Origin of the sequence: Stanieria cyanosphaera PCC 7437, assembly GCF_000317575.1 — a bacterium.
Lineage (GTDB): Bacteria > Cyanobacteriota > Cyanobacteriia > Cyanobacteriales > Xenococcaceae > Stanieria > Stanieria cyanosphaera.
Map to the genome: position 1 here is coordinate 1,489,396 of NC_019748.1, position 15,850 is coordinate 1,505,245.

Consider the following 15,850-nt stretch of genomic DNA (forward strand, 5'->3'; position numbering starts at 1 on the left):
TTAAAGGACTTCTAGTTGTGATAATGAGTTTATCTGGAAAAAATGGGTAAGCTTTCCTGAATTATGACAATTAACAATTCCATTGATTCTCTGCTTGAACCTTTTCAACACTTTGGAGTGAATCTAGGTTTAACCAGAATCAAAAAATTATTAGCTGATTTAGATAATCCTCAGCAACAAGTACCAATTATTCACGTAGCAGGTACAAATGGCAAAGGTTCGGTATGTGCTTACCTTTCTTCAATCTTGACAGCAGCAGGTTACCGAGTAGGACGCTATATTTCTCCTCATTTAGTAGATTGGACAGAAAGAATTTGCCTCAACGAACAACCAATTGCTTCTGAAGCTTTAATCTCTGTATTACAGGAAATTAAGGCAAAAATTGACCCTAATAGTGAAAGTCCGACTCAGTTTGAAGTAATTACGGCTGCTGCTTGGTTATATTTTGCTCAATCTCAAGTAGATCTTGCTGTTATGGAAGTAGGTTTAGGAGGAAGATTAGATGCGACTAATGTTTGCGATCGCCCTTTAGTTAGTGTTATTACTTCTATTAGTAAAGAACATTGGCAACGTTTAGGTCCTACTGTCGCCGATATTGCTGGTGAAAAAGCAGGTATTCTTAAACAAGATTGTCCTGCGGTAATCGGAATTTTACCACCAGAAGCTCAAACTGTAGTTCAACAAAGAATTAAAACTTTAAATTGTCCTGCGGTGTGGATTGAACCTGCTACAGAAACTAAACCAGGATGGGCAAAATATCAAGACATACAATATCCGTTACCTTTACTCGGACAAGTACAACTAATTAATTCAGCAATTGCGGTCGCAACTTGTCAAATTCTACAACAACAAGGCTGGCAAATCCCCCAAACCGCTATAGTCGAAGGAATGAAAAAGACTCGGTGGTTAGGAAGATTGCAATGGACTACTTGGCAAAATCGTTCTTTATTAATTGATGGCGCGCATAACCCTGCTGCTGCGATCGTTTTGAGACAATACGTGGATACTTTAAATCAACCTGTAATCTGGATCATGGGAATTCTGTCTACTAAAGATCATGAGGATATTTTACAGGCATTACTTAGACCCCAAGACGAACTTCATCTAGTACCCGTTCCCGACCATAGTACCGCCGAACCACAAGAATTAGCTACTTTAGCTCAGAAAATTTGCCCCCAATTAAAACAGTGTCAAACCTACTCTGATCTATTTATTGCCTTACAAACTGTTTGGGATAACACTTCCGACTCTAAACGTTTAGTAATTTTATGTGGTTCTTTATATTTACTAGGATATTTTTTACAATATTCTCGATAGCAGTCACTAATTACTAATTACTAATTATGAGGGAGGAATAATCAACCTCACCGAAGGTGCGGGTAGCAACCAACAATTAACCATCAACTATCAACAATTCATGTTTCTTTTCCTCTCCAAATTACTGCCACTGTTTATTTATCCATTAGGATTGACTTCTATCTTGTTGATAGTCGCTTTAGTATCTTGGTTTAAACGTTCTTCTTGGACTCCACTACCAATTTTCTTAGCTTTAGTGATCCTTCTCACTGCCAGTAACGCTAGAGTTGCCACTCACTTAGTCAAATCCCTAGAATGGCAATATCTTCCACCAGCACAATTACCTAGTGCTGAAGCCATTGTGGTTTTAGGAGGAGCAACTAAAAATCCCGCCTCACCTCGACCAATGCCAGACTTAAACGACCAAGGCGATCGCTTGATTTATGCAGCCAAACTCTATCAAGATGGGTTAGCACCTTTGATAATTCTTTCAGGTGGAAGAATTGATTGGACAGGTAATGGTAACTCAGAAGCAGCAGATATGGCAGAAATTTTGAAAATTGCAGGAATTCCACCAGAAGTAATGATTCTTGAGCCAAATTCTCTCAATACGTATCAAAACGCTAGTAATGTCAAAGAAATCTTACTGACTAAAGGTATTAAAAAAGTTCTTTTAGTCACCTCAGCAATGCATATGCCACGATCGCTCGCAATTTTCCAACGTCTTGGGATTGATGCGATCGCAGCACCGACTGATTTTTTAGTTAGTGAACAAGAAGTCAAAAAAGCCAACTATACTTTAGAAGCACAAATCCTCGATTTTCTACCAGATACTCGCTCTCTCGAACAAACTACTAAAGCAATTAAAGAATATCTTGGTATCTGGATCTATGGTTTACGAGGTTGGCTATAATTTTTTTAACACTTACACTCTCGCTTACGAAGATCAAAACGATAGCCGTGAGGAATCACGTGTAACTTCGCACCACAAATTGCGAGAGACTCATCGTGTAAAGTTTCGTCGACATTGGTATGAGTAATGTTAGCAACATCAATGATAGTAATAGCACCTTCGCCAATCACTTCAATCTCATCTTCCTTAACCGCGATCGCTGTATTTTCATCAATGCCAAATCCTAAAACGGCCGGTTGTTGAATTAAAGCTGAGATCAGTCTTCCTAATCTTCCTCGTTGAGCAAAGTGCTGATCGATAGCTACTCCTGGTAGGAAACCCATACCTGGTTCTAAAGTTACAGTCTCTAGGCGAGGATTCGTCTCAGCTTCTCCTTCTACAATCATGATATCTGGCATCATGGCTGCGCCTGCACTTGTTCCTGCAATTACTAATCCTTGAGCAAATCTTTCATGTAAAAGTTTGTCAATTTCTGTATCTTTAAGAACATCGGTAACCCGAGCTTGATCTCCACCAGTAAAAAATACTCCTGTGGCTTCTTTTAATATTTCAAGATACCGAGGATCGCTAGCATCTTCTCGTCTTTCTGTGTCGACAATATCTACTTTTTCTACACCTAATCTTTCAAAAATATCTCTGTAGTCGGAGCCTACTTCTCCTGGTAAACTTGTAGCCACCGTCATCACGGCTATTTTTGCTCCTCTTCCACTAGCGCGACGAACAAACTCTCGCAAAATAGTGCAATCGCCTTCTTTATCTTCTGCACCACCAATAATGATTAGTTGTCCTTGAGATTTTAATACAGGCGATTGTTGTTTAGATTCTTCGTCTGATTGTTCTCTACTTTTAGCTCCTACCATATACCCTTCCGATCTTTTTTATTTTATTAATTTAAATAAAACATAATTACTTAGAAGGTAATATATTTCTTTAGATGTATTTTTGACTAATGAATAAAATTTATTAACAAATAGTAGTTTAGATTAAATTCATATAAATTAATTAACATTCTTTGTCAATTGATCCCTTTATTTGAATTTATTTTTTTACTTCTACAATCTTCTTAAAAAATCATACCTAATATATAATTTTTATTAATAAAACTAGTATTATAACTAGCTCAATCTCTAGAGTATTTTAGATAGTTTAGGTAGAATAATCACTATACACGCGATCGCTCTTGATTGCAGTAAAAAATTAAACGAATTGCCTTTACAAAAGTTAAAGCTGCGTTATGGTTAATTAATATGTATTGAAATAATCCCATCGAGCAAGTGATGATAAATAGTAGAGATTTGGCAAAATATATTGAAGATAATGATGGTTTGTCCAAGCCTTGGTTGTTAGTACAGTTAAGATTAACCAAATTACAAGAACGTAAACATACTCTTGCACCAGAAGAATATCTCCGAGAAATACAGGATATTCACGAAGATATGATGAATTTAGGAGAATGGTGGAAGGGAATTGAAGATCAAGTGTTTTTTCCTTAATTAACTTGAGCTTAAACAGAGCTTCCTAGAAAATAGTTTTTAATTAGACTGATGCAAAATTAAACGATTTCCTGCTGGATCGTAAGCATATATTTCTCTGCCATGAGAAGCAGTAATAATTTCTCCTGGTGGAGGATAACCAATTTGATGCAAATACGCGATCGCTTTTTCTAAGTTTTCTACTTCTAAACAAATACTCATACCACTATAAGTAGAGTTATTAAACTCAGACTGGTGACTTATTTTTGGGTAAAAAATGCCTAAACGCAATCCTGGTAAATGAAATTCTCCATAAATCTCAGCAATATAAGGTTGAGGTTCTTGAGATAACAATTTTCGATAAAAATCGATTACTTTTTGATATTCTAATGCTGCTATGGTAACTAAAGCATCGTGGCAGAAAAAACTCATCTTGTTTATTGCTTAGTGGTTGAAATGGCTGAGTAGGAAAAATTCATGAATTTTCTCTACTATATTTCTTGTGGTCTAGCTAAATTAAATGGATTATTGATCGCGCTAGCTACTGCTACGCAGTCGCATTTTTTTCTGTTACTTTGGGAGATGTAAAAATGATGAAGCTTTAAGGCGATTGAGACAAACTAGTATGTTCCTATCGTTTTATTTCCCTTATCTTCCTGATTGCCAATGAACGATTCTCTGCTCAATAATTCTTTGTTTTCTTCTAATTCAGCAATTTTTTTGGAAATGTTGAACATTCCCATTTATTGCAATTTACTTTGGTCGGAACAAGATGCAGCTAAAAACTGCCCTAAAGGAGATCTTAAACTAACTTATGATTCCAAAACAGGATTAATTAGTAATGTTGCTTATGATCCAAGTAAATTAGATTATGACCAAGATTACGAAAATTCTTTACATTATTCGCCTCGTTTTCAACAATATGCTCAATCTTTAGCGCAAGAATTAGTCGAACGCCATCAACTTTATCAAAAAAATATTATTGAAATTGGTTGCGGTAAAGGAGATTTTTTGATTTCTTTAGCTCAATTGGGTGATAATCACTGTATTGGTTTCGATCCTACCTATGTCCCTAGAGCAGAACATCAATCTTTTTCTTCTCAAGTTCAATTTATTCAAGATTTTTATTCAGAACGTTATCAAAATTATCAAGCGGATTTAATTTGTTGTCGTCATACTCTTGAACACGTCATCGATCCTGCTCAAATACTTCAACCGTTAAGAAAAGCTATTGGCAACCGCACAGACACAATTGTCTTTTTTGAAGTTCCTAATGCACTCTATACTTTTCGTCATTTAGCTATTTGGGATTTGATTTACGAGCATTGTTGCTATTACGCACCTACTGCATTTGTTAATGCCTTTATCAATCATGGTTTTGATGTTAAAGACGTTCGGGAAGTTTTTGATGGTCAATTTATTTGTTTAGAAGCAGTACCAACCACAGAAGCTATTGGTAGTAATTACGCAGAAGTTGAACCTCTTACGGCTTTAGAAGCAGATTTAAACGATTTTACTGATAAATTTGCTCAAAAAATTTCATTTTGGACGAAAAAATTGCAAGAATTAACTGCCAAAAAACAAAAAGTAGTCGCTTGGGGTGCTGGTTCTAAAGGCGTTACTTTTCTTAATTTACTTCAAGACCACAATCGTATTGACTATATTGTTGATCTTAATCCTCGTAAACAAGGGAAATTTGTCGCTGGTAGTGGACAAAAAATTATTGCTCCCGAATTTTTAAGAGAATATCAACCCGATATAATTTTGGTGATGAATTCGATTTACGAAGCAGAAATTAGACAGTTAGTGAGTAATTTGGGTGTAGAACCAGAGTACCTCTGTGTTTAAAAAGAAACCTAATTTTCTTTTTTATTCAGGTGCTTGAGATGTTGGTAGTGCAACGGAAAAAGCAATTACTTTTTCTTCAATTCCTTTTAATTGCAGAGAACTAACCTGTTTGATTTCATGAACTTCTAAACAAACGGCAACAGTAGCGGAAACTAAGATTGTATCTGCTGCTGCTGCTTCTTGTAATCGAGAGGCAATATTCACTGCTGTACCAATGGCTGTGTAATCTTTTCTTTGTTTGCCACCAAACATTCCGACTACCGCTTTACCTTGATGAATACCACAGCGTAATTGTAGTTTGGGAATAGTATTTTTAATCAAAAGCTTTTTTAATTGCCACTGATTATTAAGTTCTTTAAGGTAGTGATGCATCTGTTTGGCTGTTGCGATCGCTTTTTGAGCTTGTTCGCGAGGTGTTAAACTTTCGGGCGCACCAAATAAAGCCATAATACCATCACCGAGAAACTTATCTACTGTACCTCCTTGTTCAAAAACTGCTTTAGCCATTGCTTCGAGATATTGATTGAGAAATTCGGCAAGACGACGACTACCTAATTGACTCGATAAAGGAGTAAAACCGACTAAATCAGCAAATAAAATAGTTACTCGATGAGGTTCGGGGTTTAAATCTAAAGCCAATTCTCCTACCGCAGCTTTATTTACAATAGACTCTGGTAAAAAACGTTTTAAAACTGATTCAGTTAAATAATTATTTAGTTCTTTGACTTTTTTTTCTCGTTCAATCAAAAGTTCAGCCTGTTGTTTAGTGGTTTCATACAGTCGTGCTTGTTGTACAGCGATCGCAGCTTGAGAAGCTACCGCTTCTGCTAGAACTAAATCAGATTTGTGCCACGAACGAGATTGACTCGATTGTCTTAAAGTAATACTGCCAATAATTTCCCCATCAACGATTAAAGGCACAATTAACAAAGCTTTATTACAGAAATGCCAAGGAAGATCGTATCTTGCCATCTCTGGGTGTTTTTGCAAGTCAGCTATGACTACTGGTTTTTGAGTGGCTAAAAGTTTTTGTAAAATGGGATTATCTGCGATCGCGACAGAAGATTTGGGTAAGTCTTGTTTAGCTAAAGGATTTGGTTCGTTAGGATTGTATAAACCAACACACTGAACATATTGATCGTCTTTTGTCCACAAAGACAGAGTGCAACCATCGACTTTTAAAGCTTGACCTAATTCAGTGGTAATAGCAGTAAAAATTGATTGTGGTTCTAGACTAGAACGAATTGCTGCTGTAATTCGATTAATTGTACCTTCTCGTCTTGCCAACGCCTGCATTGCTTCATAGGCAAAAACTTGATAAATCACCAATGCACCTTGACTTGCCATCATCAAGGCTATCTGTACTTCTTCCTCTTGCCAAATATGAACTTGTTGACAATGATGTAATGCCAATACTACTGTTAAATCTGGCTGATTAATCAGTGGTACAGACATAGTAGAATAAATTTTTGCTTTTAAATAAGCTTGCTGTTGTGGAGATAAATCTTCTACTTTTGATAAAGTTTGAGGAATATCTTCTACTAAAATCATCTCTTCGGTGATTTTAACGGTAAATTTTAAAGTTTCTAGCGCAAGATGCCCATTAGCTTTTTTAAATTGTGCTTGCTGATAAAAAAAGTATTGTTCTACAGATTCTTGGGGTTCACAAATTAACAAAATTGCCAGATCTACTTTGAGAACAATTCCAATAGTATTAACCAAGTTTTGCCCTATTTGTTTTAGGTGCAAACGTTGATCTTGAGCGGTTAAAGATTCCAGCATTAATTTCAGTAATAAGTGTGGAAGTAAATTCACAATGACAGTGGAAAATAAGGACTATGACACGGCGTAAATTTATGCCCTTGTAAGTCCCTACCAACTATCGTGGTGATTTTGTTGTGTTTTCGCTCATAAAATCAGAGAATTTAACTCCTTCAAGTCTGAATTTTTAGCCAAATTGGAGTTTTTTTCCTTCCGAACGAAATCACAGACAATATTTCTTATTGTTCCCACTCTCGACTAGAAACAATTACAATAGTTGGGAAACAAATTAAAACTGCTTTTTTGATAAATACCTGTTCAATTGAATCAACTTTTAAATCAAGTGAAAGCTACGTTTCCTTGTTGGCGTTTATTTTGCCATCCTCAGTCCTCTGCCGTTTCACTTTCTCCAGAAACTAGTAACCAAAAGAAACCTAATCTGCAACAATTAACTATTCGTAACGCCGAACCAAAGGATATATCCGATGTGACGGATGTTCTTACTTATGGTTTTTATCAGTTTCCTCAATTTTTTAGTTGGCTTTATTCTCCTCTCAAACTCAGCATTTATGAAGATTTACGCAATCGTTTTCGTACTTGTCCACCTAACTATTGTTGTTTAGTTGCTAGTTTAGTTGAACCTGCTGGGCAATCTATGATTGTTGGTACAGTAGAAATTAGTCTTCGCTATCCTTCTTTTTGGTCAAGCGATACTCAATATCCTTATATTTCTAATTTGGCTGTAGCTCGTTTGTATCGCCGTCGAGGAGTGGCTCAAAAATTATTAGCGAGTTGTGAGCAAATTGCCTTAGAGTGGGGATATCAAGAAACTCGTCTTCATGTATTAGAAGATAATCAACCAGCTAAACAACTATATTTTCAAAGAGGTTATCAAATTTATCAGCAAGAAAGTTCTTGGCGCAAATTATTATTTAAGAGTTCTCAAAGATTATTATTAAGTAAACAATTGTCTAATTGATTTTTTGATTCAAAATAATTGTCAACTCGTTAAAAATAAATAATTACTCCTCGTCTGCTTAATCATTAGTCAAACGAATGGCAAGCGAAATACTAGCTCAATTACAAGCACAAAAATTATTAATAGTTAATCCTCGGCGCAAAAATGGTCTAATTATTTATAAAAAATATTATGCTGAGTTTGCTGGACCTGGAGCAATTGTTGGTGGTCAATTTGACTGTGATGCGATCGCTGTACTTCCTGTTGGTAAAATATCTTTAATTGTTCCTCAAACACCTGAAGAACGAAGACAAGCTTATAAAATGCGACGACAGTGGGTAAAACTAACTAAACAAATTACTGATAATCCTATTCCTGCTGAAAGAGCGCAAGTAATTCTTAATCAATTTGAACATTGGTTTGATGCACAAACAGTAGAAAATTTACCCGATGAAGCTTTTGCCCTCCTGGTAGGAGTTTTGCCTCAAACTATTACCAAAGTACGTAATAATGGGTTGTTTTGAATTCAATTTTCATGGTTGTGGATTGTTAATTGTTAATTATTAATCCCTCATAATTAGTAATTAGTAACTGGTCACTGTTTTAGAATTGCTCTAATTTGTGCGATCGCATTTTGGGGATCATTAGCAATGACAAGATTTTCTGGCGACAAATTGCAGAAAAATTGTTGACTAACAGGATCGGCATTTAAGAGGATTACTTTTTTTGGTTGTTTTAAAGCTAAAGCGATTTCTGAAGCTGTCCCTGCTCCCATACCACAGGCGACAATAACAGTAGCAGAAAGAACATTAATATTATTACGAGCGTTACCCAAATCGGTAAGAATTGCTAAATCTACAAATTCAGACATTCTGGCAGTAGTGCGATCGGGTAAAATACCTACAGTTAAACCACCAGCAGATTTTGCACCTAAACTAGCTGCATTCATTACCCCGACATTTCTACCACCAGTCAACAACACCCAATTATTTTCAGCAATCAACTTGCCCAATTGTTCGGCATAATCTAAATCAATTGGAGTGGCAAGTTCTCCCGGCCCCATCACTCCAATGATAATTTTACTCATAAAAATTAATAAGTTCTTCTAGCAGTAGCAATTCGAGAGATGACACTGGTGAGTAAAACTAATAACACTAAAATAAAAGCAGCACCCCAAGCTAATTCTTGTTGATTTTTAAACGGTACGATCGCAAAATTATAAACTAAAACTGCTAAGGAAGCAGTAGGTTCTACCAACAGATTATTCCAATTCGGCCAATATTGAGTAAAGAGGGCAGTAAACAACAAAGGAGCAGTTTCTCCAGCAGCACGAGCGATGGCTAAGGTTATCCCTGTAATAATGGCAGGAATGGCAGCAGGTAAAACTACTTGCAAAACGGTTTGATAATCATTAGCACCAATTCCTACTGATGCTTGTCTCACTTCTTGAGGAACGAGTTTTAAGGCTTCATCAGTAGTGCGAATAATAATCGGTAGCATCAGAATAGCTAGAGCAAAACCTCCTGCCCACGCAGAATAGGATTTAGTAGTTAATACAATAGCACTATAAGCAAATACCCCAATAATAATCGAAGGAACACCACTGAGAACATTGGTAGCAAAACGAATCCATTCGGCTAATTTCCCTTGACTAAATTCTGAAAGATAAATTGCTGCCATAATTCCAATTGGTACACTAATGGCTGCCCCAATTCCTACCATAATGACTGTACCAAGGATGGCATTACCAAATCCGCCTCCTTCTACTAAGGGAGGGGGTGGTAATTCTGTAAAAACCATTGGACTGAGAGAGCTAATTCCTTTGGTTAATAAATAGCTTAAAATAATTAATAAAGGGATAATTGCCAGAACAGTAAATAAGGTTGCTATTCCTGTCATCACTAGACCAAATAAGGTACGAGGCGACCTAGGATTACGCTTTAGACTGGCAGGATCAAAAGGATAATCTGGTTGTGATTGAATTAATTCCTGATTCATTTTTGCTTAATTTAATTAATAAAATATTTTTAAATCTTTTGTAGTCTAGTTACTAATAATTGAGCCAAAATATTTACAATCAAAGTAATAGCAAATAATATTAAAGCTGCATACATTAAAGCAGCAACTTGTAAGCCACTAGCTTCAGCAAATTGATTGGCAAGCAGAGAAGAAATTGTATTAGAAGGAGCAAAAACGGAAGGATTAATGGTATTAGCATTACCAATTAACATCGTGACTGCCATTGTCTCTCCTAAAGCTCTTCCAAGGGCTAACATAATTCCACCAATAATTCCTGAGGAAGCAGCAGGAACAATGATCTTTAAAATTGCTTCCCAACGAGTTGCTCCTAAACCAACTGCTGCCTGTCTTAAGTCAATCGGAACATTAATAATTGCATCTCTAGCAATTGCAGCAATAGTAGGTAAAATCATTACCGATAAAATTAAAGCAGCAGGTAACATTCCTGGTCCTTTTAACGGCGTAATTTCTTTTAAAAAAGGAATTAAAACAAAAATACCCCACAAACCGTAAACTACACTAGGTACTGCTGCTAATAATTCCACTAAAAAAACGATAATTCTTTGAATTTTAGGAGATAAATAATCTTCGCTCAAAAAGATTGCAACTCCTAATCCAATCGGCACGGCAATTAATAAAGCAATAAAAGAACTGACAACTGTGCCATAAACTGCTGGTAAGACACCATACTGACTATTAACGGGATTCCAACTACTTGAAAATAAAAAGCCTAGTCCAAATTCAGAAATCGCAGGAACTGCTTGGATAGCAACTTGAATTGTAATCCAAATTAAAATGCCCCCAATGGATAAAGCAAATATTCTGGCTGCCCAGTAAAAACCTTTATCTAAGGTTCTTTCTATAGGAGAACGTGATTGAATCTTAGTACTTCGATTACCATTCATAATAAATTAAAAGTCAAAAGTTAAAAGCAGGGGCGATTCATAAATCGCCCGTACAGAAATCAAAAGTTTATCTTGGGGTTTATACCTACCATTAAAATCGCTACAATTTAGCTGTTAGTTTCGATTAATTGTATCTTATGTGACAGTTTTTAACTATCAGCTTCTTAGTTATATTTACAACTTAGTAGTTAAGCTTAGGTAAAGAAAACAAGGGGAACTCAACCAGTTATTTTTTAGTCTTGGTTACAAAATCGCGCTAGCTGCTGCTACGCAATCACATTTTTGTTGTCAAATTCATTTTTTAATCGTTCTTAGTATTATTTCAATCAATTAAAGCTTTAATGAAGAATTAAATAAGTTATTTTTCCTGGGAAAAACATAAGGTATATTAAGCTCAGTTTCTTTACCTTTTTGGGGTATTAATTAATTCTAGTTGCTAATTAATCCAACTTGTCGCTCAATAAAACAGTCGATTACTGCTAAACATGATTCAACTGCACAATGCCTTTACTCTCTTCCTCAGTTTATTAGTCGAGGCAATACCTTTTTTACTTTTGGGGGTTATATTATCAAGTTCTCTGTTATTTTTAACGGATGAACGCAAATTAATTAATAAATTACCAAAAAATCCTTTTCTGGGAGCTTTAGTGGGTAGTTGTGTTGGTTTTTTGTTTCCTGTGTGTGAGTGTGGAAATGTTCCTGTCGCACGAAGACTGTTAATTAAAGGTGTATCCCCTGGAGTAGCGGTGGCTTTTTTGTTGGCAGCCCCAACTATTAATCCTGTGGTAATTTGGTCGACTTGGGTGGCTTTTGGTGAACAACCTCAAATTGTAATTTTCAGAGTTTTGTTTTCTTTAGCGATCGCAACTTTGATTGGTTTTGTGTTTAGTTGGCAAGTTGATAGCAAGTCGATTTTACAACCAGCTTTAGTAAGAGTGTTATGGGCAAAAACTTCCGCACTTAAGTTGAGTCGAGAACCTCAATTAGAGAAAGTACCTGTACTGTTACAATCGGGTACTTTTTTATTGGGTCAGGGTGAAACTTTACCTTTAGATAATTCTTTGCTCGATACTTTACCAAGTTTTACTACTAGCACGACTACTTTATCAAAAAGCCAATTGTTTTTAAATAATGTGGTGCAAGAGTTACGAGAATTGGGAGGGATGTTGATCCTCGGAAGTGCGATCGCAGCTACCATTCAAGTGTTTGTTCCCCGTGAATTTATTCTGCATTTGGGACAAGATACAATTACTTCGATTCTGGCAATGATGTTGCTGGCAGCAGTAGTTTCAATTTGTTCGACGGTTGATTCCTTTTTTGCGCTTTCTTTTGCTGCTACTTTTACTAGTAGTTCGCTACTGGCTTTTTTAATTTTTGGTCCGATGATTGATATCAAGGGAATTGGTTTGATGTTGTCGATTTTTAAACCAAGAATTATTGCTTATATTTTTGCGATCGCAGCCCAACTAACTTTTATTTTTACTTTGATTTATAGTTATTTTTTCTAATTATTTTTAGATGTTCAATTCATTGATTTCTTTGCCAAAGAATAAATCACCCAAGTTTCTGCGTTGGTTAGATATTTTAGTTTTATTGGCTTGGGGTTTGCTACTACTCAAATATTCTGTTACTGGTCAATATAAATTATTAATCCATCCCAACTACTTTGGCTTAATTGTAGTTAGTAGCATCGTTTTATTGGCTTTAGGTTTATTAAAAACTTTTATATATTGGCAATCATCTTTAGATACTACTGATAATAACGAACATATTACGCTGTTACCTACTGGCTGGAGTGGAACTTTATTATTACTTGTTGCGATCGCAGGTTTAATAATTTCTCCTCGGGTGTTAAATAGCGACACGGCTTTGGCTAGGGGAGTTTCCGACACTTTACCTCTCACTCGTAGCCAACCCCAAACCTTTCGTACTTCAACCAAACCAGAAGAACGTACCATTATTGATTGGGTAAGAACTTTAAATGCTTATCCTGAACCCGATGCCTATGCTGGACAACCAGCTAATGTAACAGGGTTTGTGATTCATCTTCCCGAACTTCCTGATAATTATCTGCTTTTATCTCGTTTTATCGTAACTTGTTGTGCAGTAGATGCTTATCCAGTGGGAATTCCAATCAAACTTGAAGGCAACCGTACCGCTTATCCTCCCGATAGTTGGCTTACTGTAACAGGAACAATGGGAACTGAAAATTTAACTAGTGCCGAGAGTAAAACGACCAAAAGACAACTGGTACTAACCGCCAAAACGATTGAATCAATTCCTACACCAGCAGATCCTTACGATTATTAAGCTATGATGACGACAAAATTTCCCTTAATCGATAAAATAGCGGTCGCTTTCATTTTCGCCTTAAGTTTAGTCATCGGCGGATTGTTATGGAGTGAAGCAGCGTGTGAGAATGGTTGTTTGTTTCACACTGGTCCCAAAGTAAGTAATTTTACCTGGGAAAATAAAGCAATTGGTAGAGAAGAACGCGCTTTTTTGTTGACTTTTAACCGTCCGATGGATCGTGCTAGTGTAGAAGACAATCTCAGAATTCAACCGCCTTTATCTGGTAAATTTAGTTGGTCGGGGCTAAGACTAGCTTATACTTTAGACAATCCCGCACCCTATGGAGAAAATTATTTAATTTCTCTCAAAGGAGCGCAAGAAAGATTTCCTGGAAGCGAACAACTAGGGGAATTAATCCAACCTTTCAGAAGTGAATTTTACAGTCGCGATCGCGCTTTTGCCTATTTAGGTTCTCAAGGAGAAGAACGAGGAAGATTAGTTCTTTATAATTGGACACAAAAAACCAAAACTATCTTAACTCCTCCAGAATTAACGGTTTTTGAGTTTGAACCTTATCCTCAAGGAGATTTAATTTTATTCTCGGCTGCTAAAAGCGAGCTTGGTATGGATGCAGTTAATCATTTACAACTCTATACTGTTAACACCGAAGTTATTGCCAATCAAACACCCGAACTTCAATTAATTTTGGATCATCAAGGTTATCAAAACCAAAAATTTGACCTCTCTCAAGACGGAAAAATCATTGTGGTTCAACGCATTAACCGTAAAGATCCTACTGATTTTGGTTTATGGTTAATTGAAGAAAATCAAAAACCTCAACCAATCCAAAATTCTTCAGGCGGAGATTTTTTAATTGCACCTGATAGCCAAACTCTTGCAGTGGCACAAGGAGAAGGAATTGCTCTTTTGCCATTACAACCAGATGCTGAACCTTTAGATTTTCTACCTAAATTTGGTCGAGTCGTGAGTTTTGCACCCGATGGCACAGCAGCAGCAATGGTCAATTACAATACCGATAATCCTAAATTGAAATATACGCGGTCGCTTTTTTATGTCAACAATCAAGGCATCCAAAAAGAACTGCTCAATACCAAAGGCTCAATTTTGGATTGTCAGTTTAATCCCAATGTGACTCATCTCTATTGTTTATTAACCGAACTCAAGCAGGGGGAAGAATATCAGGAACAACCCTATTTAGCAGAAATCAATTTAAAAACTAATCAAATTAATCCTTTACTCGCTTTACCAGAATATCAAGATAGTCAAATTAGTATGGCACCCGATGGTTTAGGAGTTTTATTCGACCAAATTTTAACCACAGAATCTGGGCAGCAAGCGAATTTACCTGCTACTAGTTCAGGAGAAACTATTATTAATAGTCGTTTGTGGTTACTGCTTCCCGCTTCGGAACAAACTAAAGACTTTTCCCATCAGTTAGAGGAGTTGCCTTTAATCGGTTTTCATCCTCAATGGTTACCTTAAGGATATTTTTGTGACGAACTAGGCGACTTACTGATGATTAATGATAGAAAACAAGGGTAGTCCGCAAACCCATCACCTTTAGGCATGGGTTAGGACAACTCGGCAGATGATGACGCGTCATCATCACTTTTATTAAAAAATTGGATTAGGCTAAAAAATAAGTAAGAATTATAACTTAATTAGTTAGTTATGATTGCAGTTTAAGCAATAGCGATCGCATTCAAACTAATACAGTTGATAAACTTACCAGAATTTCTATTAAATAAGAACTAAACTAAAAATTTTAACTGTCTTAGTTCAAGATGATTTTGGAAACTAAACGCCTAATTTTACGAGAGATGAATCTCAATGACTTAGACAATCTATTTAAAGTCCTTTCTGACCCTGAAACTATGAAGTTTTATCCAAAACCATGCGATCTCTTTATGACTCAGGCATGGATCGAACGAAATATCCAAAGGTATACTCAACAAGGTATTGGATTATGGGGTCTTATTCTTAAGGAAAATAATCAACTGATTGGGGATTGTGGATTAGTTAGACAAAAAATCGATCATGTTGCAGAAATAGAAATTGGCTACCATGTTCGTCGTGATTTGTGGGGAAGAGGTTTAGCTACAGAAGCAGTGCAAGCTTGTCGTGATTATGGGTTTAAGCAGTTAGGTTGTAACAAGCTAATTTGCTTAATTCGTCCTGGCAACATAGCTTCTCGTCGGGTAGCAGAGAAAAGTGGAATGCGTCTGATTAAACAGATACAATGGCACAATCAACCAACCAGTGTTTATGAAATTGAACGCAGTAGTTTTTTAGCCCAATGAACCTAATCTTATTTAAAACTTTTTTTTCGGAACAATTTTCTTAATTCTCACTACAATACGAAAGA

16 protein-coding genes are annotated in these 15,850 nt (G+C 36.2%); 10 read left to right on the forward strand and 6 right to left on the reverse strand.

Annotated elements, in window-relative coordinates:
* Window positions 1-63: 63 nt before the first annotated feature.
* Together STA7437_RS06495 and STA7437_RS06500 are read left to right on the forward strand one after the other, a co-directional pair.
* Window positions 64-1,317: a bifunctional folylpolyglutamate synthase/dihydrofolate synthase gene (locus STA7437_RS06495; protein ID WP_015192579.1), complete on the forward strand. Its 1,254-nt coding sequence runs from the start codon at window positions 64-66 to the stop codon at window positions 1,315-1,317.
* 100 nt (window positions 1,318-1,417) lie between these two features.
* Complete coding sequence (locus STA7437_RS06500) at window positions 1,418-2,209, forward strand: YdcF family protein (RefSeq protein WP_015192580.1); 792 nt, start codon at window positions 1,418-1,420, stop codon at window positions 2,207-2,209.
* A 5-nt stretch (window positions 2,210-2,214) separates the two neighbouring features.
* Here the strand turns inward: STA7437_RS06500 and STA7437_RS06505 are convergent, their stop codons facing one another.
* Window positions 2,215-3,069: a cyanophycinase gene (locus STA7437_RS06505; protein WP_015192581.1), complete on the reverse strand. Its 855-nt coding sequence runs from the start codon at window positions 3,067-3,069 to the stop codon at window positions 2,215-2,217.
* Window positions 3,070-3,489: 420 nt separating this feature from the next.
* Here STA7437_RS06505 and STA7437_RS06510 point away from each other — a divergent pair, with 420 nt between their 5' ends.
* Window positions 3,490-3,702 carry a hypothetical protein gene (locus tag STA7437_RS06510; RefSeq protein ID WP_041619815.1) on the forward strand — a complete coding sequence of 71 codons (213 nt, stop codon included), beginning with the start codon at window positions 3,490-3,492 and terminating at the stop codon, window positions 3,700-3,702.
* A 39-nt stretch (window positions 3,703-3,741) separates the two neighbouring features.
* Here STA7437_RS06510 and STA7437_RS06515 read toward each other — a convergent pair whose 3' ends face one another.
* Complete coding sequence (locus STA7437_RS06515; protein ID WP_015192583.1) at window positions 3,742-4,113, reverse strand: VOC family protein; 372 nt, start codon at window positions 4,111-4,113, stop codon at window positions 3,742-3,744.
* Window positions 4,114-4,347: 234 nt separating this feature from the next.
* On the opposite strand from STA7437_RS06515, the gene STA7437_RS06520 reads away from it, so the two are divergent.
* A complete protein-coding gene (locus STA7437_RS06520; RefSeq protein WP_015192584.1) occupies window positions 4,348-5,529 on the forward strand; it encodes a class I SAM-dependent methyltransferase in 1,182 nt (393 codons plus the stop codon).
* Between the two features lie 21 nt (window positions 5,530-5,550).
* Here the strand turns inward: STA7437_RS06520 and STA7437_RS06525 are convergent, their stop codons facing one another.
* A complete protein-coding gene (locus tag STA7437_RS06525) occupies window positions 5,551-7,311 on the reverse strand; it encodes a GAF domain-containing protein (RefSeq protein WP_015192585.1) in 1,761 nt (586 codons plus the stop codon).
* Between the two features lie 322 nt (window positions 7,312-7,633).
* On the opposite strand from STA7437_RS06525, the gene STA7437_RS06530 reads away from it, so the two are divergent.
* Both STA7437_RS06530 and STA7437_RS06535 read left to right on the forward strand, forming a co-directional pair.
* Window positions 7,634-8,269: a GNAT family N-acetyltransferase gene (locus STA7437_RS06530; protein ID WP_015192586.1), complete on the forward strand. Its 636-nt coding sequence runs from the start codon at window positions 7,634-7,636 to the stop codon at window positions 8,267-8,269.
* Window positions 8,270-8,346: 77 nt separating this feature from the next.
* Window positions 8,347-8,772 (forward strand): hypothetical protein, encoded by a 426-nt coding sequence (locus STA7437_RS06535; RefSeq protein ID WP_015192587.1) that lies wholly within the window; start codon window positions 8,347-8,349, stop codon window positions 8,770-8,772.
* 71 nt (window positions 8,773-8,843) lie between these two features.
* Here the strand turns inward: STA7437_RS06535 and STA7437_RS06540 are convergent, their stop codons facing one another.
* From STA7437_RS06540 to pstC, 3 genes are read right to left on the reverse strand one after another with little or no spacing between them, the layout of a single operon-like run.
* Complete coding sequence (locus STA7437_RS06540; RefSeq protein ID WP_015192588.1) at window positions 8,844-9,335, reverse strand: TIGR00725 family protein; 492 nt, start codon at window positions 9,333-9,335, stop codon at window positions 8,844-8,846.
* Between the two features lie 5 nt (window positions 9,336-9,340).
* Window positions 9,341-10,246 (reverse strand): phosphate ABC transporter permease PstA, encoded by a 906-nt coding sequence (gene pstA, locus STA7437_RS06545; protein WP_015192589.1) that lies wholly within the window; start codon window positions 10,244-10,246, stop codon window positions 9,341-9,343.
* A gap of 29 nt (window positions 10,247-10,275) precedes the next feature.
* Window positions 10,276-11,172, reverse strand: a complete 897-nt coding sequence (gene pstC / locus STA7437_RS06550; RefSeq protein ID WP_015192590.1) for a phosphate ABC transporter permease subunit PstC — start codon at window positions 11,170-11,172, stop codon at window positions 10,276-10,278.
* Between the two features lie 485 nt (window positions 11,173-11,657).
* On the opposite strand from pstC, the gene STA7437_RS06555 reads away from it, so the two are divergent.
* From STA7437_RS06555 to STA7437_RS06570, 4 genes are all read left to right on the forward strand, one after another.
* On the forward strand, window positions 11,658-12,680 hold the full coding sequence (locus STA7437_RS06555; protein ID WP_015192591.1) for a permease: 1,023 nt from the start codon (window positions 11,658-11,660) through the stop codon (window positions 12,678-12,680).
* Window positions 12,681-12,690: 10 nt separating this feature from the next.
* Complete coding sequence (locus tag STA7437_RS06560) at window positions 12,691-13,482, forward strand: TIGR03943 family putative permease subunit (RefSeq protein WP_015192592.1); 792 nt, start codon at window positions 12,691-12,693, stop codon at window positions 13,480-13,482.
* Window positions 13,483-13,485: 3 nt separating this feature from the next.
* Window positions 13,486-14,967 carry an Ig-like domain-containing protein gene (locus tag STA7437_RS06565; protein ID WP_015192593.1) on the forward strand — a complete coding sequence of 494 codons (1,482 nt, stop codon included), beginning with the start codon at window positions 13,486-13,488 and terminating at the stop codon, window positions 14,965-14,967.
* 302 nt (window positions 14,968-15,269) lie between these two features.
* Window positions 15,270-15,785 (forward strand): GNAT family N-acetyltransferase, encoded by a 516-nt coding sequence (locus STA7437_RS06570; RefSeq protein ID WP_015192594.1) that lies wholly within the window; start codon window positions 15,270-15,272, stop codon window positions 15,783-15,785.
* Window positions 15,786-15,850: the final 65 nt, after the last annotated feature.